Here is a 20,522-nt window from a genome sequence, read left to right as displayed (position 1 = left end):
TTGTCATTTTGCTTTTATATTTTCAGGCCAACTGAAATTTGATATTATAAAAGGGGAGAAGAATTTTCATGGACAAAAATGATATAAAAATATTTGGATTATCATCAAGTAAAGTATTAACAAAAAAAATATGTGATTTATTGGGAGTAAAAGAATCACAAGTAGAAACATCAAAATTTGAAGATGGTGAGTTAATAGTGCAATCACTAGATTCAGTTAGAGGACAAGAAATTTATATAATTCAATCAACTAATCAACCGGTTAACGAAAACCTAATGGAATTATTAATTGCAATTGATGCATTTAAAAGAGCTAGCGCAAGAAGAATTAATGTTGTGATTCCATATTTTGGATATGCAAGACAAGATAGAAAAGCTAAAGGTCGTCAGCCAATTACAGCAAGACTAGTTGCAAACTTACTAGAAACTGCAGGAGCTAACAGAATAATAACAGTGGACTTACACTCAGCTCAATCAATGGGGTTTTTTAATGTCCCTACCGATAACTTTTTAACAGCACAAACAGTCGCTACTGAAATAATAAATATTGTTTCAAAAAATAAATATGATCCTGATGAATGCATATTGGTATCACCAGACCATGGTGGTTTAACAAGAGTTCATGGAGTTGCAAGTTACACAGGAAACATAACAACTGGAATAGCGGTTATTTCAAAAAGAAGACCAGAACCAAATAAAGCGGAAGTAGAATTTGTTCTAGGAGATATTAAAGACAAAATATGTTTTGTAATTGATGACATGATTGATACAGCTGGAACAATCATAAACGGAGCTAAAGCATTAAAAGCTTCAGGAGCAAAACAGATTTATCTAATAGCTTGTCACGGAGTATTCAGTGGTCCTGCGATTGGTAGAATGAAAGAAGCAATCGAAGAAAAAATAGTAGAGGAAGTAATTGTTACAGACACTATTGAAATGCCTGAGGCAAAGAAATTTGAGGGATTAAAAATAATATCTGTTGCAAATTTACTAGCAATAATGATTCAAAGCTCATATGAAAAACAATCTTTATCTAAGGTTTACTTAGATTTAAGAGATGATGTTAGAAAAAAAGCTGATGAGTATGTAAAAGGGAAAAATAAATAATATGCCAAAACTAATTGTTGGCTTAGGTAATCCTGGTCGTCAATACGAACACACAAGACACAATGCAGGTTTTATAGCAATTGATGTTTTGATCGAAAATTATGGTTTTCAATCTGAAAAAGACGATTTTAAATCTAAATTGTACTTTTCCCAAATTAATGGTGAAAAGGTTATTTTTGCTAAACCACAAACATACATGAACCTATCTGGTCAAGCAATAATTGCAATAATGAGCTTTTACAAAATTCAAATGGATGAACTTGTTGTAATTTATGATGATAAAGATATACCACTTGGTACTTTTAGATTTAGAGAACAAGGCAGTGCTGGTGGACACAACGGAATAAAAAACATAATCCAATTATTAGGAACAACAAGTTTTAACAGGATTAGAGTTGGAATAGATCCACCAGCACCGAACTTTAAAATAGTTGATTGGGTTTTAAGTAAATTTAAAAATGAAGAAGTAGAAAAAATAAAAAATAGTGTTCAAGAATTTAATGATTTTGTTAAGGATTTAACTAACGACGAAGATTTTAAAAAAATAATGAACAAATATAATTAAAGGAGAAATATGGAAAACGAAAAATATAATACCTTAGTTATTGTTGGGTCTCAATGAGGCGATGAGGGAAAGGGTAAAATTACAGATTATTTTGCTCAAGTAACAAATGTTGTTGTGAGATTTTCTGGAGGAGATAATGCAGGACATCAAATAAACTTTAATGGTGAAAAACATAAAGTTAGAATTATCCCATCAGGAATTTTTAACAGAAATGTAATAAATGTTATTGGTAATGGTTGTGTAGTAAATTTAAAGCAACTAGTTGATGAATATGAATTAATTAATCAAACAGTTGGAGACAGAGGTACACTATTAATTTCAAATAGAACACAAATTGTTATGCCTTATCATATTCAAATTGATGAAGCTCAAGAAGAGGCTAAGGGTGCAAAAAAAATAGGAACTACCAAAAGAGGTATAGGTCCAACTTATCAAGATAAAGTTTCAAGAATTGGAATTAGATTGGGTGATTTAGCACTGCCTAACTTTAAAGAAAAATTTCAATCAATTTACGAATACCAAAAAGATTATTTGAAAAAAATGTACAATAAAGAAATTGACTCATTTGAAGATATATACAATGAGCTGATGGATTGTTACAAAAAAATTGCTTTCATGGTTATCGATTGTGGAGAATTTTTAGAATCCGCAATTAAAGAGGGCAAAAAGATTTTATTTGAAGGTGCACAAGGAGCAATGCTAGATATTGATCACGGAACATATCCATATGTTACAAGCTCAAATTGTTCAGCATCAAATGTTGCTTTGGGTTCAGGAATAAGTTTTAAATACATTGATACAGTTGTTGGTGTGGTTAAAGCCTACAGTACTAGAGTTGGGGCAGGAGGTTTTCCAACAGAATTATTGGACGAGGTTGGAGATGGAATTCGTGAAAGAGGAAATGAATACGGTTCAAACACAAAAAGACCAAGAAGGGTTGGTTGAATTGATTTAGTGGCTTTAAAATATGCGATTCGCTCATCAGCTATTGATAAATTATTTATAACATTGTTAGATGTTTTATCTGGATTAGACGAAATAAAATTGTGTACAAAATATTTAATCAATGGGAGAGAAACTTCAACTATGCCAGCTACTTCTGAGGAATTTGAAAAGTGTGAGCCAATCTACACAATTACACCAGGATGAAAAGAAGATATTACGTCAGCAAAATCATTTTCAGATTTACCAGATGCTGCAAAAAATTACATTAAATTAATTGAAAAAATTTGCGAAACAAATGTTGCAGGTTTTTCTGTTGGACCAGACCGTAAACAAACTGTATTGTTAGAAAATCTGTTTGAGTAGGTGAATCAAAAAATGATAGATAGATATGCAATAAAAAAAATTGAAGAAATATGGGCGGAAGATAATAAATTAAATATTTGATTAGATGTTGAAAAAGCTGTTGTCGAGGCATGGGCAACTTTAAAAATTGTTCCTAATAATGATTGCCAAAAAATTTTAAACAATGCAAAAATTTCAAGAACAAGAATGTTGGAAATAGAAAAAGAAACCAAACATGACGTTGTTGCTTTTACTAGAGCAATATCAGAAACTCTTGGAGAAGAAAAAAGATGAATTCATTTAGGATTAACTTCAACAGATGTTGTTGATACTGCACAAAATAAAATGATTCAACTTTCTAATTACGTAGTTTTCGAATCACTAGAAAACTTAAAACAAACTTTAAAACAAAAAGCAATAGATACAAAAAACATTTTAATTATGGGAAGAACTCACGGAATGTTTGGTGAACCAACTTCTTTAGGATTAAAATTTTTGCTTTGATTTGATGAAATCAGTAGACAAATACAAAGATTCAATTTAGCAAGAGAACAAATAGAAGTTGCAAAAATTTCCGGGTCAATGGGAAATTTTGCCAACTTAGAAATTGAGATTGAAGAGTTTGTTGCAAAAAAAATGAATTTGAATATCGATAAGATATCAACACAAGTCACACAACGTGATAGACATGCTTTTTTAATTTCTATTTTCGCAAATATAGCATCAACCTTAGAAAAAATTGCAATTGAAATTAGACACTTCCAAAGAAGTGAAGTACAAGAAATTAGTGAAGGTTTTGCTCAAGGACAAAAAGGTTCAAGCTCAATGCCACACAAAAAAAATCCCATTAGCAGTGAAAATATTTCTGGACTTGCTAGGTATATAAGAACATTTGTTTCTATGTCATACGAAAATAATTTACTTTGACATGAAAGAGATATATCTCACAGCTCTAATGAAAGGCTATTACTTCCTGATGTGTTCAACACAATAGTTTATATTTTGAATAGACTAAAAGACACAATAGATAATTTATATATAAATAAAGAGAAAATTGAAAAACACATCAAAGAGCAAAAAGGAATATTTTTTAGTCAAAGAGTATTAACTTACATTTTAATAAAGTATAATCATTCCAGAGAAGATGTTTATGATTTTATTCAAATGTGCACATTGGAATGTCAAAAATCAGATAAATCTTTTAAAGAAGTTCTTTTAGAAAAAGGAATATTAAATTATTTAGAAAATGCTAATGAATTAGATGAGTTATTTAATATCGATTATTATATGAGGAATGTAGAAAAAATATTTAGAAGGGTGTTGATTTAAAATGACTGAAAATCGACAATTAATTACATTAATAGCTGAGGATGAAATAAAAGCTGCGATTGTAAAAGCTGCAAGTGAATATGCAAAAATGTATGAAAATGAACAACTAACAATAGTAGCTGAATTATCTAGTACTTTTGTTTTTGTGGCAGACTTAATTAGAGAATTACCAATTGATGTGACAATTCAATTTATTACAAAAATAGATGCAATTGAAGGTGCTACAAGAATCGATCTTGGTTTGAGTACATCTCTACACAACAAAAATGTCTTGATAGTAAGTGATGTACTTTATAAAGGGCGAACACTACAAAAAATTTATGATATAGCTATGCAAGACAAACCCAAAGATGTTAGAGTTATAACATTAATTGAGAAAAAAAATAAAGATCGCGAACTAAGTTTTGAAGTTGATGCGTTGTTTAAAATTGAGGATGTATTTATAGTTGGATATGGACTAACTTACAACGAAAGTTATAGAGGACTAAAAGGAATTTATAGTTTGAGTACAGAAGGAGAACAATAATATGAAGAAATCTTTTTTTGTTTCAACACCAATTTATTACCCAAGTGGGAATTTGCACATTGGTCACACATATACAACAACTTTAGCCGATGTAATGGCAAGATATAAAAAAGAAAACGGCTATGACGTTTTCTTTTTGACAGGTTCAGACGAGCATGGTCAAAAGATTGAACAAAAAGCTAATGAAGTCAATAAGTCTCCAAAAGAGTATGTTGATGGAATAGTTGAAACATTTAAACATTTATGAGAAGTTTTAGACATTCAATATGATAGATTTATTAGAACAACAGATGATGATCATGTTAAGGCTGTACAAAAAATATTTTCATATTTTTTAAAACAAGATTTAATTTATCCTTCTGAGTATAAAGGTAAGTATTGTATAAGTTGTGAAGAGTTTTTAACTTTTGAACAAATGGATGAAAATTTTTGCCATGTTGTTTGTAAAAATAAATCTATCGACTTTCAAGAAGAAACATACATGTTAAGAGTTTCAAATTTTAAAAAGTTTTTACAAGATTTATTTAAAACTAATTTTCTTGAACCAGAATCAAGAAAAAAAGAGATGTTAAATAACTTTATTGAAAATGATCTTGAGGATTTATCTGTATCAAGAATAAATTTCAGTTGAGGAATTCCAGTTTTAGAAAATTCAAAACACGTCATTTATGTTTGGATAGATGCTTTGTCAAATTATATTACTGCATTAGGTTATGGTTCTGACGACGACTCAATGTTAAAAAAATATTGATCTAATGAAAGTGAAGTTCTTCAATTTGTAGGTAAAGAAATAACAAGATTTCATTCAATTTATTGACCTATTATTTTGAAATCATTAGATTTAAAATGTCCCGATAAACTTTTGAGTCATGGGTGAATTTTAAGTGCTGGGGAAAAAATGTCTAAATCACTTGGAAATGTTATAGACCCAGTTCAACTAATTGAAAAATATACAAGTGATGCTGTAAGATTTTATGTTATAAATAATTTACCAACAGACAGAGATGGTAATTTAACACAAGAACTTTTTGAAGAATCTTTTAATACTCACCTTGCAAATAATGTTGGTAATTTAATCTCTAGAGTTTCTAATATGATAATCAAATACTTTGATGGGAAACTACCAAAAATAAAAATAGATGAGAAACATTTTTTAGTTGAAAAAGGAATTAAAACAATTCAAGAATATAAAAAGTTAATGGATAAATATAATATGTCCGAAGCCATTCAAGAAGTTTTAAAATTATCTCAGGAATGTAATAAATTTATTGAAGACTCTAAGCCATGAGTTTTAGAGAAAGAAAATAAAATAGAAGAATTAAATCAAGTTTTATCTATATTGCAAAAAAATATTATTATTATTTCGTTTTTATTAAAACCAGTTTTAACAAAAAGCTATTCTAAAATGGTTGAGCAATTTGGTGTCGATCAAAACGAAATCAATTTTGATAACTTAGAAAGAAATGAATTTAGTTACAAAAAAATTGTTGATAAACTTGTTTTGTTTGAAAGAATAAAATAAAAAGGAGGTCTTGCTATGCAAGCTGATGTAGTAATTGTTGGTGCTGGTCATGCAGGAGTTGAAGCAGCTTTAGCGTGTGCAAGACTTGGTAAAAAAACAATAATTGTAAACTTGTATGAAGACAAGATTGCAACCATGCCATGTAATCCATCAATTGGTGGACCAGCCAAAGGTATTGTTGTTAGAGAAATCGATGCACTTGGTGGCGAAATGGCAAAGGCTGCCGATGCCACAGCTTTACAAATGAAATTATTAAACTCTTCTAGAGGACCCGGTGTTTGAGCATTAAGGGCACAATCTGACAAAATTAAGTACTCAAAATATATGCGTGAAGTTATTAAGAAACAAACAAATCTAGAATTAGTTGTTGGTGAAGTTTCAGATATTGAATTAGATGAAAATAATAATGTTAAATCTGTTTTTTTATCTGATAAAAGACAAATTATAACTAATGCAGTAGTTTTAACTACTGGAACATATTTATCAAGTCTAATATATAGGGGATCAGAAAAGTTTGAAAGTGGTCCAAATAGTGAAAAAACAACAAAATATTTATCAGATACTTTTAAAAAGTTAGGTATTAATTCTTTTAGATTTAAAACAGGAACACCCCCAAGAGTTTTAAAAAATTCTATTGATTTATCATATGCAGCTTTAGAACCAGGAACCAATAAAGAACTTGCTTTTTCTTTTTCAACAAAAAGTTTTGTACCTTACGAAAAGCAACAACCCTGTTATTTAATTCATTCAACCAAAGAAACAAAAGAAATAATTGAAAATAATTTAAATAAGTCTGCAATGTATTCTGGAGAAATAAATTCAGTTGGCCCAAGATATTGTCCAAGTTTTGAAGATAAAATTGTTAGATTTAACAAAAAAGAAACACATCAAATATTTTTAGAACCCGAATCTTTAGATTTAGATACATTTTATGTTCAGGGATTTTCTACATCAATGCCTATTGATGTTCAAGAACAAATGCTAAGAAGCTTGCCAGGGTTTAAAAATGTAGTTGTTGATAAATGAGCATATGCAATTGAATATGATTGTATTGATCCACAACAGTTAAAATTATCTTTAGAACTACAAAAAGTTGGAGGTCTATTTACAGCAGGTCAAATAAACGGAACAAGTGGTTATGAAGAAGCTGCTGGTCAAGGTTTAATTGCTGGAATAAATGCATGTCGCAAAATTGATAATTTGGAACCCTTAATATTAAAAAGAAGTGAATCTTATATTGGTGTTATGATCGATGATTTAATTAATAAAGGTGTTGTTGAACCATATAGGCTTCTTACAAGTAGAGCTGAAAACCGACTAACTCTAAGAAATGACAATGCAGAAATTAGGTTAAAAGAATATGGACATAAAATTGGTTTAGTTTCTGATGAAGAATATAAAAGATTTTTAAAATACAAAGAAGAAATGCATTCAACTATAAATATTTTGAAAGAAACAAGATTTTTGCCAAAATCAGATTTAGCAAATGAACTAAGAATTTTGCAGCAAGCTGATTTAAAACAAGGATTAAGTGGGTATGAAATATTAAAACAACCAAAAGTTGATATAAACATCATTAAAAAATATGTAAAAGAAATGGAATCTCTAACAGATAATCAACTACAAAATATACTAATAGATATTAGATTTGAGGGTTACATTAAGAAAGAAAACGAAACCATTGACCGTTTTAATAAATTAGAAAAAAAACAAATACCAGATGATATTGATTATGCAAAAGTTGAAAATATTGCAGTTGAGGCAAAGCAAAAACTAGAAAAAGTTAAACCAAAATCCATAGGCCAGGCTTCTAGAATAAGTGGTGTAAATCCTGCAGATATTCAAATGCTTTTATTTTACTTAAGAAAAAACTACAACAAGATTTAATATCAAGTTGTAGTTTTTATTTGTTAATGATATTTTTAATTAATTATTTGGTATATAATTATATAAATAAGGATGTAGTGTTGATGATCATAAAAAAAATTTTAACTAAAACTTTAATAACAATATTATTACTTGCCAGTATAATTTTTTCAACTTATTCACCAACGGCTAGTATTGTAGTTAATCTACTAGAAATCTTACTTTTATTTTGGTCTTTTTTAATGTTGTTTGAGGATAACTTATATCAAAAATCAAATGTTACAAAAAAAACTATAAAAAATGAATTTTTGAGAATTATAATTATCTACACTCTTTTAATGGTAAGTGTTAATGATTATTCATCAAATATTGCTAATAATTTAGTATTTGCAAAAAGCTTTTTAAGTTTAATAGCGATTATAATTTTAGCAACTTTTAACTCTACTTATATATTGTTTATGTTGTTAAATGATTTAATAAAAACAAATCATTTAAGTGTAAAAAAAATTTTACAATGTTATGTAAAACAAATGACAAAAAAAATACTTTTTTTAATTAGTTACTTAAATTTTATAAAATGATTAAGAATGATGTTTTACAAGAATCAAAAACAGGCTTGAGTTAACAATAAAATGCAAAAAATTAATTACACAAAAGTTATAAAATTAGATATTGTTTCGTTTTATGATAAATGTAAAAAACCTTTCTTTAAATAAAAAAACGAAAGGACGACTATTATGAAAAATAATGTAGCAATAAGTGTTAAAAATTTAACAAAAAGATTTAAAACAGGTTATGGAATAGAAAACATAAACTTCGATGTAATATATGGAAAAGCCTTTGGATATTTAGGTCCAAATGGTTCAGGAAAAACAACAACTATTAGAGTGCTGTTGGGATTTGTGAGAGCTGATAAAGGACAAAGCACAGTGTTGATTGACAACATTCAAAACCCAGACACTTCTATCAAGTCACTTGTGAGTCTAGACTCATGAGTTGATGCAAAAAAAATACAAAGAAAATTAGGATATGTTCCTGGGGAAATTGCACTACCAGAAAGCATGTTAGGAATAGACTTAATAAGACAGGTATATAACTTAAGAAATCAAGATAATTGAGATTATGTAGAAGAGCTGATTCATTATTGAGAATTAGATGCAAGTGTTAAAATTAAAAAAATGTCTAAAGGTATGAAACAAAAAATATCTTTAATATTAGCGTGAATGCATAAACCAGATATATTTATACTTGATGAGCCCTCAACAGGACTTGATCCATTAATGCAAGATAAATTTGTAAAACTGGTTCAAAAAACAAAAGATGAAGGTAAGGCAATAATTTTATCAAGTCATATTTTTTCTGAGATTGAAGCAACTTGTGATTATGTTGCAGTTATTAAAAAAGGAGTTGTAATATCTACAATTGAATTAAAAGACATCTTTTACAACTCAAACAAAACATATGAAATAGAATTTAAAAAAGAATATGATTTTAATGAAACTAAATTAAACAAATATAATTTAGTAATTCAAAGTAAAAATAAAGTATTTCTTTCAATAACCAACGAACAAACCAATGAGTTAATTCAAGCTTTAGGGGATTTTGATGTAAGTTTTATGAAAGAAAAACCTTTAAAATTACAAGAATATTTTATGGAACATTATGAAAATGGACAAATTCAAACAGAAAACTTAAAAAAACAACACAAACCAGGTTTGAAAATAGGATCAACATTTGAGCTTGTTAGAGCAACAGCCAGAAAATATCTAATTTTATGAGCAGTAATGACTGCTGTTGCATTACTAATACCAATACTAAATATCACAACACTTAATAATATCGGTGAAGATGTTGATTATAGATACACATTATTACCAGTTTTGGAAGCACCCTTGGGATCACCATATTTGTTTTTAGTATTATTTATTGTATTTTCTGGAAATAGCTTATTTGCAAGTGAGGTGGAAAAAGGAACTTTATCTAACTTACTAATGTCTAATCAATCTAGAAAAAAAATATTTTCAATAAAAATAGCAACATATTATGGGTACATAACAATAAGTGTTTTAGTATTATATATACTTACTTTCTCAATGGTTAGTGCTTCAAGTAAAATTGTAAGTATTAATTATAAAATATTTAATTTGTCATTTTTAGGATTTTATTTATTGTTAATTGCAATTGCCTCAATATGTTTAATAACATCATGTTATTTTAATAAATGAGTATTTTCATTCTCATTATCAGGAGCACTTATATTGACTTTTTACATATTAGCAATAATAACTTCTTTAAATTCAGATCCAAATAAACTACAAGCAATAAAATCGTTAAATATTAATAGCCTATTTAGCTTTGAAGAATATTTAGATCCTGCGAAATTTGGACTATCTTTTGAAGAAGCTGAGAAAAAGTTTTTAATTGGATGTGGAGTACTGTTTGTTATTGCAGCGTCATTGACAACAGGTTCTTATTTTATCTTTATAAAAAAAGATTTACCATTATAAAATATTTCATTTTGAAAAGCTACCTTAATAGGTAGTTTTTATAAACAATATTAATAAAAATACCTATTTTTTGTGTTATTTATATATAATAAAAACATATCAGTCGAAAAAAAATAAAAGAGGTAGTTATGATAAAAATTAACAAAAAGAACAAAGCACTTAACAAAGTGTTTGAGTTTCTTTCAATTTATTCCCTGGCATTTGGACTAGTTGTTGGTGCTGGGATTTACTTAAAAAATAGAAGTGAAAAAAATAGTGGAGGAGTTTTAGAAGCAGCAAACCAAAACCCCTACTTAGCAATTGCAATTTGAACTTTTGTAGCGATAGTTGCAACTTTGATGATGCTTTCATTTATAGAGATATCATCAGGTATAAAAAGTGATGAACATAACACTATGATGTCATGAGTTTCAAAATTCATAAACAGAAGAGCAGCATCAGTGACTGCAATATTTTATGTATCGTTTTATATGCCAATTATTGCTGCACTTGGTTCAATGTTCACAGTTGAAGTATTTTTCTCATATGGACTTGATCCATTCTTAGCGACAACAGGAAGTACTCCAGTAAGTGAAAGTTTGAGTTATGAAGCATTCAGTGTTTTAAAAATATTTTTAGCAACTATTATATTAGTTGGATTTCAAACAATGAATTTATATTCTAAAAAACCAGGACATATTATTCAAACAGCTTTAACTTTCTTGAAATTTTTACCCCTGATAATAGTTATTATTGGTGGATTTGTGGTTCACTTTAGTACTAGTGAAGGTTGAGGAGGAAAAAACTCATTTGACATGTATACAGAGCATAATCAATGGGCATTCTCATCAATCTTTGCAACTGTTGTACCAATTATATTTGCATTTGACGGTTTTGTTCATGCAGCAACTTTACAAAAAGATGTTGAGAACAAAAAAGTTGTATCACCAGCTTTATTAATAGCAATCATATCAGTTGGAGCTTTTTATATTATTATTACTATAGCTATATTTATTGGAGCAAGTAATGGTAATATATTTCAACTAATAGATAAATTATTTGTAAAAGCACCCTGGGCTAGTTTTTTAGTCAAAATTATGATAACTTTTACTGTTATTACATTAGTGAATGGGTACACAGGTGTTCTACCAAACGCCCTTGAATCATCTGCAAACGAAGGTTTGATGTATTTTGGAAAAGGAAGTAAAGATATTACTAGAAAAAGAATCATTTTTTTAAGTTACCTAATAATTTTATCTGTATTCTTTTTAAGTATTGCACTTTCATTTGCCATGGGACCAATTAGAGAAACAGGCAAATCCTCAGGTGACTTTATGTATATATCTGATACTCTAACAGGAGCAACTGTTGTTTATGCATTTGTATTTTATATAATGCTGATGATAGGACAAGTTTTAAATAGAGTTAAAAATAAAGTAGAAGTTAGAAAAGTAAAAGGTGGATTTGTAACAACAATTGTTGCACTCGTAATACTTGGACTAATAATGCCATATGTGTATTACGTTATGTTCATCTTTCCATTCACTCAAAAACTAGGGGTAACACCTGATAGTGATCTAAACATTATTAATGGAAGAATAACATCTGTATTATGACTGTTACAATTTATAGTAATAGCAGTTATTTATTTTGTAAATGAAGAACTTTTAAAAAAACAAAGTAATTTAGAGAATTCTAATAAAAAATCTACTGAAAACTTGGTAAAATAAATTAAGTGATTTAGTTTTTCGCAAGGAGGTCAATGTGTTCAACTGAAAAGTTATTGAAGATATTGTAGGTCCCATTACAGAAAAACAAAAAAAACAATTAGTTGATTATAAAAATTTGATTCAAGAAGAAAACAAAAAATACAATTTAACAACAATTGTATTGGATGAAGAAATTTTTTGAAAGCACTTTTATGATTCAATTATATTTTCACAAGATTTTAAATTATCAAATCAATTTATTTTAGATATAGGAACTGGGGCTGGGTTTCCCGGCATAGTTATAAAGGTTCTTTTTCCAGAAACAATTGTTACATTAGTAGAATCTAATAATAAAAAAATAGCTTTTTTAAATCTCGTAATAAAAAAACTGGAATTGAATAACATTACCACTAGCTCTCAAAGAGCAGAACAATTTTCTATAGACAATAAAGAGAAATATGATATTGTAATTTCTAGAGCATTAGCACAATTAAACATTTTATTGGAACTTGGTGTGCAGGCTTTAAAAATTAATGGTCACTTTATTTGCTTAAAATCAAAAAATGCAGGCACCGAACTATCAGAACTTAATGGTAAAGAGTGTGCTATTGGACTAAAATTAGTAAAACAGCAAAATCTAGAAATAGATCAACTGGGTGAAAGGGTCAACTTGTTTTTTGAAAAAGTAAGGTCAACTAGCATTGATTATCCAAGACCTTATCCGCAAATTAAGAAAAAACCATTAGGAAAATAGTTTAGGAGATAAAGTTATGGCAAAAATTATTTCAGTATCAAATCAAAAAGGTGGAGTGGGTAAAACAACAACATCAATTAATTTGGCTTGTGGTTTAGCAATGGCAAATAAAAGAGTTTTATTAATAGATATTGACCCTCAGTTTAATGCAACAACAGGAGTTGGTTACGAAATTGATAATAAAACGTTAAGTATGTATCACGTTTTTGTTGGTGAAAAAAAACTAAAAGATGTTATTGTTAAAAATGTAAAAGAAAATGTTGACTTAGCACCAAGTTCAATCGATGTGGCTGCTGTTGATTTAATTCTTCTTGAGCAAAAAAACAATAATCAAAATGTATTAAAAACACAAATTGATGAAATAAAAGATGATTATGATTTTATAATTATTGATTGTCCACCAAGTTTAGGATTAATAAATAGAAATGGTTTAGCTATATCTAATACTGTTTTAATACCAATCCAAGCAGAACATTATGCAATGCATGGGGTGGCACAACTTTTAAGAACAATCAAAAAAGTTAAGGAAACTTTAAATAAAGATTTAACGGTTGAAGGTGTTTTGGTTACAATGTTTGATGCTAGAACTAAATTAGCACATGATATATTAGAAGAAATAATGAAAACATTTGGTCCTAAAGTATATAGATCTGTAATACCTAGAAATATTAAAATATCTGAGTCTTCAATTGATGGAAAGTCTATTTTTGAATATGACCGCAATGGTCCAGGATCAGTTGCATATCTTGACTTTGTAAAAGAGGTGCTAAAAGAAAATGGCTACAGCTAAGAAAAAGTATAACTTTAAAGGTTTAGATGAAATTTTTGGTGAATCTGTAAAAGATGTAATTGATGTAATTGAAACCAATAAAGAGGTTGCTAATGAAATTAAATCCTATGTTCTAGTAGATGATTTAAAACCAAACCCTTATCAACCAAGAAAAATATTTGAACCAGAAGAAATTGAAGAACTTGCTCAATCAATTGAAAGGCATGGAATAATTCAACCTGTTATCATTACTAAAAATAATGAAATAGTTGCTGGTGAAAGACGTGTTAGGGCTGCTAAATCAATCGGACTAAAAGAAGTGCCGGTAGTTATTTTAGAGTTGTCAAATCAACAAATGGAAGAATTTGCCATTATCGAAAATATTCAAAGAGTTGATTTAACAGATATTGAAGAAGCTATAGCTTATAAACAATTATCAGTAAGTTTAAAACTTAAACAAGAGCAAATAGCGTCAAGGGTTGGAAAATCCAGATCGCATGTTGCCAATATTATGAGGTTATTAAATTTACCACAAAAAATTCAAGATGCAATGTTAGAAAAAAAAGTTACAATGGGGCAGGCAAAACCATTGCTTTCAATTTTAAATGACACAAAATTGCTTAATGAAATTTTTGAAAAAATTTTAAAAGAAGATTTAACTGCAAGAGAAGTTGAAGCTTTAATTAAAAATGGTGGAAACACCCCAGAACAAAAAGAAAAAAAACAAAAAGATACATCAACAATTTATACAGAAAATAGGTTGATGAGAAGATTAGGTACAAAAGTCACTATTGAAAATCAAAAACTAACAATAAAATATTTAGATAACAATGATTTGAATAGAATACTAGAAATTTTAGGATTACTAGACGAAGATTAATTCTAATTAAAAATAGAAAGCGAAATAAAAATAATGGGATTACAAGTAGGTATAGTTGGATTACCAAACGTGGGTAAGTCTACACTATTTAATGCAATAACGAATTCGAAGGTAGAAGCTGCAAATTATCCATTTGCAACAATAGAACCAAACGTTGGGGTTGTTGAAGTTCCGGATGCAAGACTAGACAGACTTGCTCAAATATTTGGAAGTAAGAAGACGATTTACACGACGATTGAATTTGTTGATATTGCAGGATTAATTGCTGGTGCCAGCAAGGGTGAAGGATTAGGAAATGCATTTTTAGCAAACATAAGAGAGACTGATATTATATGTGAAGTTATAAGGTGCTTTGATTCTAAGGAAATTACTCATGTTGAAGGTAGTGTTGATCCAATTAGAGATGCAGAAATTATTGAATTAGAGTTAATGTTGGCAGATGAATCTAGTATTAAGAAGAGACTTGCTAAAGTTGAGCCTAAATTTAAATCTTCAAAAGATAAAAATATAATTGCAGAATACAATTTATTAAAAAAGTGTGAAGAACAATTAAGTAATGGAAAGTTACTTAATAAATTAGAATTTGATAAAGAAGAAGAGATTTTACTTAAGTCTTTTCAATTATTAACAACTAAAAAATTTATATATGTAGCCAACGTGTCTGAGGAATTTATAACTAAGGATAATGAATACGTTACAAAACTAAAAGAATATGCAAGAAATAGCGGGAGCGACATTGTAAAAATATGTGCTCAAGTTGAAGAAGAATTAAGCGAATTAAATTCTGAAGAAAAACAAGTTTTTCTTGAAGAAGCTGGAATTTCTGAATCTGGATTAGAAGTTTTGATCAAATCAGCTTATAAAACACTAGGTTTAAAAACCTACTTTACAGCTGGACCGCAAGAAGCAAGAGGTTGACAATTCAAAGACGGTTCCACAGCACCACAATGTGCTGGAATTATTCACACTGATTTTGAAAAAGGTTTTATAAAAGCCGATGTATATAAATGTGAAGATATTTTTGAACTAGGTAGTGAACAAGAACTAAAAAATAGTGGAAAAGTTCGCCTTGAAGGTAAAGGTTATCAAGTTCAAGATGGAGATGTTTGTTTATTCAAATTTAATAAATAAAAAAATTATTTTACTTAGTTACAAGAGTAATAAAGTTTTGTATGTTCTTGTTCATTTGTGAAATAATTTTTTTTAATGTTATAGAGTTGAAGTTAATGCCCAAATTAAATTCACTTATATTATAAGTATCAGGGCTTTCTTTAATAACTTGATTGTTTTCATCTTTTAAATATAATTTATAAACTCAATTTCTTACTAGTTGATCTTTAACTATATTACTGTTAAATTCTCCACCCTTTTCTAAAACTGATGAAGAGAAGAATTCTGCAAACTTTGTATATTGATATGCTGATCAAAATATGTATATTCTTGCATACTCCATAAAGCTATTTTTTTTCTTCTCTTTTGAAAAATCTATTATATATTTTTTATTATCGTATTTTATATGATATAAATTTGCCTGAAGAATTGAGTTTTTATAACAGTTCGCATCATCATTAAACTCAATTTTTTCAATAACCATGTTTATTCCCTTAAAATCTTTTTCAATTACTTTATTGTAAAATGTAAGAAAATCTATTTCTCTTATAAAATTGAATAAACTTCTATCTCTAAGTGTTCCATAATTTAAAAATAAATTAATTATTGATAAAAAAATAATAAAAGAGATAATAAATATTGTTATTAAAACAACTGTCGTTAATGCATAAAAAATCATTGAACCTTTATTATAAGTACCATCTTGGTTTTGAAATCTATAAATAATGAGTTAACTCAAATTAATACAAAAAATGCGATTAATATAAAAACATTTAAAGCTATTAAAATATATGCTTTGTTCTTAGTTTTTTGGTCTAAGTGATCTGCCTTAACATGTATTTTATCAAAATCGATAAATTCATCTAACTCATATTTTTTAATTATTTGTGAATTGTCAATCATATTTTTATTATATACAAATAAAGTTTTTATGACCACAAACACAATAAAGTTCAACAAATATTATCGTAATTATTATGTATAATTTTTTTAGAGGTGATTTTATGTTTAGAGTAGGTTTTTCGGTAGATAGACATTTACTAGATTGGGATAAAAAAGGAATGAACTTAGGAGGTTTATATTTTAAGGATTTTCCTTCTACAGATGCATATAGTGATGGTGATGCAATGTTACACTCTATTTGCGAAGCTTTTTTAGGTGCTATGGGATTTGACGACTTGGGTACTTATTATAATCCTGAAACAAAACCAAAGAATTTTAGTTCACTAGAAATAGTAGCTGATGTTAATAAACTTTTGACTTCATATAATTACATAATATCAAATATAGATGTTACTGTTGTATTGGATGAACCTTCTCTTGTGGATCACAAAAGAGATTTAAGAACAAACGTTGCTAAGTTCTTTCACATTTCTGAGACACAAGTTTCTATTAAAGCAACAAGAACTGAAATTAACGATAAATCACTAATAACAGTTTATAGCAATGTATCTGTTTGTGGAAGGGACCAAAAAAATGGACAAGATTAGATTAAGATACGCACCATCACCTACAGGTTTTTTGCATATTGGTAATACAAGAACAGCTTTAATGAATTATCTATTCGCAAAACATTATGGGGGTGTTTTTATTGTAAGAATTGAAGACACTGATATAGAAAGAAATGTGGAAGGAGCAATTGAATCACAATTCGATAATATGGAGTGGTTGGGTATTGGACCTGATGAATCATTTCTAAACCCAAACAAGTTGTACGGCAAATATATGCAATCTAAAAAATTTGATGTGTATGATAAAAAAGCACATGAATTAATTGAAAAAGGTTATGCTTACAAATGTTTTTGTACACCAGAGGAATTAGAAAAAGATAGAGAAGAGCAATTAGCAAGAGGTATTGTAGCCCCTCAGTATAATAGAAAATGTCTAAATCTAACCTTAACAGAAGAACATAAAAATAAACCATACAATATTAGATTTAAAGTACCAGAAAATAAAATAATAAAAATTAATGACGTTGTTAGAGGAGATGTTGAATTCAACACTAAAGAAATCGGGGACTTTGTGATTTTAAAATCTAACAAAATAGCTACATATAATTTTGCGGTTGTTATTGATGATGTTGATATGGCAATAACTCATGTTGTTAGAGGAGAAGAACACATTTCTAACACACCAAGACAATGCTTGATTTATGAAGCTTTTGGATGAAAAGAACCAAAGTTTTGTCATTTAACTTTGATTGTGGATGAAACCAAAAAGAAATTATCAAAAAGAAGTGGTAACGCATTATTTTTTATTTCTCAATACAGAGAACAAGGTTATTTGCCAGAAGCCTTGTTTAATTATATCGCTTTATTGGGTTGAAGCCCAAAAGTTGAGCAAGAAATATTTTCAAAAGAAGAATTTGTCAAAATGTTTGATGAAGCAAGATTTTCTAAATCTCCAAGTACTTTTGATATGGTTAAGATGAAGTGAATCAACAGTCAATGAATGAAAAAACTTGATGATAAACAATTTGTAGATTTTACAAAAAAATTTATAGATGAAAGTAAATTTAACTTGAGTGGAAAAAGCGATCAATGAATTGAAGATGTTCTTCTATTATTTAAAAAAGAGTTGGAATTTGGATCACAAATTAATGAACATTTAGATATATTTTTTGCTAAAAACGCCACAGATGATCAAACTAAACAAGTTTTAAGTGAAATGTCAGACTATAAAGAAATGATTTTAGATCTTAAGAAAAAACTTTCTAGTCTTAAAGAATTTAAAGAACAAGAAATAAAAGACGTTATTAAAAAATTAGGTGAAGATTTTAGTAAAAAAGGTAAGGATTTATTTATGCCGATAAGAATTTTTACAACACTAAGTTTTCACGGACCAGAATTAGCAAAAACAATTTCATTAATTGGCCAAGAAAAAGTTTTATTAAATATTGAATCACTAATATAAATGGGAGATTAGTATGGAAGTTATAAGAGACAATGTCCATGGGGATATTTCTATAAAAGAAACTATTATAAATGAGTTAATAGATACACCAGAGTTTCAAAGATTAAGAAGAATAATTCAACTAGGTGGAAGTCAATTTGTATTTCCAGGTGCTTGCCACACCCGTTTTTCACATTGTATTGGAGTTTACCATATTATAAATAAATTTTTAGATAATAAAGAAATAAGTTCTCACATCAATTCAAAAGATCAACTTACAGTAAAGATTGCTGGTTTATTACATGATATTGGTCATGGTCCATTTAGCCATAGTTTTGAAAAAATAGCATCTAGTCAACCACATGAAAAATACACAGTCGATATCATTTTAGGAGATACCAACATCAATAAGGTGCTTGCAAAAAACGGAGTATCACCAGAAGAAGTAGCATCAGTTATATTGGGTAATCACAAAAATAACATAATTAATAGCCTAATTTCTAGTCAATTAGATGCTGATAGATTGGATTACTTGTTAAGAGATTCTATTTATACTGGTGTTAACTATGCAAATTTAGATTTGAATTGAATTATTAGAAACTCTCTTGTTTTCGAAGAAAAATTGGTTTTTAAAACAAAAGCAATGTATGCAATCGAACATTATTTACTGGGTAGATTTTATATGTTTAAGCAAATCTACAATCATAATGTAAGTAAAGCTTTTGATCAAACACTTTTGTCATGATTTTTGAGATTAAAAGACTTATATAATAAAGGTTTTCAATTTAAAAACACCAAAGTTATTGATATTTTTAAAGATTTATTAGAAAATAAGACTTGTAATTTAAAATCATACCTAAGATTAGATGATTATAGTTTGATGGAATTCATAAAATGTACTAGCAATGAAGATGACAAAATTCTAAAAAATTTATCTGATAGAATTGTTAATAGAAAGTTTTTAGAAGTATCTTCAAAGTTAGATGAAAAAGAATTCGAAAAATACAAGAACAGTTATAGTAAAGAAGAACAAAAGTATTACTTTAAAACGATAAAAAATATAAATTCAGGAATTTATAGCCCTAGTCATTCAAGTAAGGATGAAAAAATTTATTTAGTTTTTAATAACAATCTTGAAGAAATCATCGAAAAATCACAAATACTTAAATTAACACCAAAAAATATAGAAAAAAACTTATACGTTTTTTTAAAGGATAATGTAGAATAAAAAACATGGAGGATATTTTTTATGGCAAACATACCAACAATCGAATTAGCTTACAACTTTTTACAATCAAGTAAAGGTGATGCAAGTTTTGAAGATATTTGAAACTCAATCAAGAACGACATTGCAGATGTTAACAAATCAAAGAATGAATTAATCGCAGAACTTTATAGTGATCTGGTTTTAGACAACAGGTTTGCACTAACCTCAGAAGGTAAGTGGGGTTTAAGAGATTATTTAAAATTTGATGATATCAAAAAGCAATATGATTACATTGATAAATTTGAAACCACAGAAGAGTTCGATGATATTGACTATTCAAACACTGATAGCTATGACGATTCAGATACAACAAATAAAATTGATGCCTCAAAACTGAAATTAAGTATTGATGACGACTATGATGAAGATGAAGAAGAAGATGATGAAGACTTTGACGACTCAGACGAACTAAGCCTAACAGATTTAGGTGAAGACGACTACGACGACTAAGAGT

At 28.2% G+C, this 20,522-nt stretch carries 20 protein-coding genes; 18 read left to right on the top strand and 2 right to left on the bottom strand.

All coding sequences use genetic code 4. The annotated features are described in order from the left end of the window. Positions 1–68: 68 nt before the first annotated feature. The 14 genes from SHELI_RS05775 to ychF all read left to right on the top strand — a co-directional run bounded on the left by SHELI_RS05775 (position 69) and on the right by ychF (position 15,930). Positions 69–1,106, top strand: a complete 1,038-nt coding sequence (locus SHELI_RS05775) for a ribose-phosphate diphosphokinase (protein ID WP_069117531.1) — start codon at positions 69–71, stop codon at positions 1,104–1,106. A gap of 1 nt (position 1,107) precedes the next feature. Further along, complete coding sequence (gene pth / locus SHELI_RS05770; RefSeq protein WP_069117529.1) at positions 1,108–1,671, top strand: aminoacyl-tRNA hydrolase; 564 nt, start codon at positions 1,108–1,110, stop codon at positions 1,669–1,671. 9 nt (positions 1,672–1,680) lie between these two features. Next, positions 1,681–2,979, top strand: a complete 1,299-nt coding sequence (locus SHELI_RS05765) for an adenylosuccinate synthase (protein WP_069117528.1) — start codon at positions 1,681–1,683, stop codon at positions 2,977–2,979. A 12-nt stretch (positions 2,980–2,991) separates the two neighbouring features. Then, positions 2,992–4,287 (top strand): adenylosuccinate lyase, encoded by a 1,296-nt coding sequence (gene purB, locus SHELI_RS05760; protein WP_069117526.1) that lies wholly within the window; start codon positions 2,992–2,994, stop codon positions 4,285–4,287. A gap of 1 nt (position 4,288) precedes the next feature. After that, on the top strand, positions 4,289–4,813 hold the full coding sequence (locus tag SHELI_RS05755) for a phosphoribosyltransferase (RefSeq protein ID WP_069117524.1): 525 nt from the start codon (positions 4,289–4,291) through the stop codon (positions 4,811–4,813). 1 nt (position 4,814) lies between these two features. Continuing rightward, the gene (gene metG / locus SHELI_RS05750; RefSeq protein WP_069117522.1) at positions 4,815–6,335 is read left to right on the top strand and encodes a methionine--tRNA ligase; all 1,521 of its coding nucleotides are present in this window, start codon (positions 4,815–4,817) and stop codon (positions 6,333–6,335) included. Positions 6,336–6,350: 15 nt separating this feature from the next. After that, positions 6,351–8,222, top strand: a complete 1,872-nt coding sequence (gene mnmG / locus SHELI_RS05745; RefSeq protein WP_069117520.1) for a tRNA uridine-5-carboxymethylaminomethyl(34) synthesis enzyme MnmG — start codon at positions 6,351–6,353, stop codon at positions 8,220–8,222. Between the two features lie 83 nt (positions 8,223–8,305). Further along, positions 8,306–8,917: a hypothetical protein gene (locus SHELI_RS05740; protein WP_069117518.1), complete on the top strand. Its 612-nt coding sequence runs from the start codon at positions 8,306–8,308 to the stop codon at positions 8,915–8,917. Positions 8,918–8,938: 21 nt separating this feature from the next. Beyond that, entirely contained in the window at positions 8,939–10,708 is a 1,770-nt protein-coding gene (locus SHELI_RS05735; protein ID WP_069117516.1) for an ATP-binding cassette domain-containing protein, read from the top strand. Positions 10,709–10,836: 128 nt separating this feature from the next. Next, on the top strand, positions 10,837–12,417 hold the full coding sequence (locus SHELI_RS05730; RefSeq protein ID WP_069117514.1) for an amino acid permease: 1,581 nt from the start codon (positions 10,837–10,839) through the stop codon (positions 12,415–12,417). Between the two features lie 34 nt (positions 12,418–12,451). After that, positions 12,452–13,150, top strand: a complete 699-nt coding sequence (gene rsmG / locus SHELI_RS05725; RefSeq protein ID WP_069117512.1) for a 16S rRNA (guanine(527)-N(7))-methyltransferase RsmG — start codon at positions 12,452–12,454, stop codon at positions 13,148–13,150. 16 nt (positions 13,151–13,166) lie between these two features. Continuing rightward, positions 13,167–13,940: a ParA family protein gene (locus SHELI_RS05720; protein ID WP_069117510.1), complete on the top strand. Its 774-nt coding sequence runs from the start codon at positions 13,167–13,169 to the stop codon at positions 13,938–13,940. Beyond that, positions 13,927–14,799 carry a ParB/RepB/Spo0J family partition protein gene (locus tag SHELI_RS05715; RefSeq protein ID WP_069117508.1) on the top strand — a complete coding sequence of 291 codons (873 nt, stop codon included), beginning with the start codon at positions 13,927–13,929 and terminating at the stop codon, positions 14,797–14,799. The genes SHELI_RS05720 and SHELI_RS05715 overlap by 14 nt, the downstream gene beginning before the upstream one ends. A 33-nt stretch (positions 14,800–14,832) precedes the next feature. Then, positions 14,833–15,930, top strand: coding sequence for a redox-regulated ATPase YchF (gene ychF / locus SHELI_RS05710; protein ID WP_069117506.1), 1,098 nt, complete (start codon positions 14,833–14,835; stop codon positions 15,928–15,930). Between the two features lie 10 nt (positions 15,931–15,940). Here ychF and SHELI_RS05705 read toward each other — a convergent pair whose 3' ends face one another. Together SHELI_RS05705 and SHELI_RS06225 are read right to left on the bottom strand one after the other, a co-directional pair. After that, entirely contained in the window at positions 15,941–16,588 is a 648-nt protein-coding gene (locus tag SHELI_RS05705) for a hypothetical protein (protein WP_069117504.1), read from the bottom strand. Continuing rightward, positions 16,570–16,812, bottom strand: coding sequence for a hypothetical protein (locus SHELI_RS06225; protein WP_069117502.1), 243 nt, complete (start codon positions 16,810–16,812; stop codon positions 16,570–16,572). Before SHELI_RS06225 ends, SHELI_RS05705 begins: the two co-directional genes overlap by 19 nt. A gap of 101 nt (positions 16,813–16,913) precedes the next feature. Here SHELI_RS06225 and SHELI_RS05695 point away from each other — a divergent pair, with 101 nt between their 5' ends. The 4 genes from SHELI_RS05695 to rpoE are packed head-to-tail and all read left to right on the top strand — an operon-like array spanning position 16,914 to position 20,518. Next, positions 16,914–17,399, top strand: a complete 486-nt coding sequence (locus SHELI_RS05695) for a 2-C-methyl-D-erythritol 2,4-cyclodiphosphate synthase (protein WP_069117500.1) — start codon at positions 16,914–16,916, stop codon at positions 17,397–17,399. After that, a complete protein-coding gene (gltX, locus tag SHELI_RS05690) occupies positions 17,386–18,822 on the top strand; it encodes a glutamate--tRNA ligase (protein ID WP_069117498.1) in 1,437 nt (478 codons plus the stop codon). The genes SHELI_RS05695 and gltX overlap by 14 nt, the downstream gene beginning before the upstream one ends. A gap of 13 nt (positions 18,823–18,835) precedes the next feature. Next, the gene (locus tag SHELI_RS05685) at positions 18,836–20,029 is read left to right on the top strand and encodes an HD domain-containing protein (RefSeq protein ID WP_084449282.1); all 1,194 of its coding nucleotides are present in this window, start codon (positions 18,836–18,838) and stop codon (positions 20,027–20,029) included. 21 nt (positions 20,030–20,050) lie between these two features. Beyond that, on the top strand, positions 20,051–20,518 hold the full coding sequence (rpoE, locus tag SHELI_RS05680) for a DNA-directed RNA polymerase subunit delta (protein ID WP_069117494.1): 468 nt from the start codon (positions 20,051–20,053) through the stop codon (positions 20,516–20,518). Positions 20,519–20,522: the final 4 nt, after the last annotated feature.

Source organism: Spiroplasma helicoides (assembly GCF_001715535.1).
Classification (GTDB): domain Bacteria; phylum Bacillota_I; class Bacilli_A; order Mycoplasmatales; family Mycoplasmataceae; genus Spiroplasma_A; species Spiroplasma_A helicoides.
Note: the sequence above shows the minus strand (reverse complement) of the source record. Positions and strands in the feature narration are given on the sequence as shown.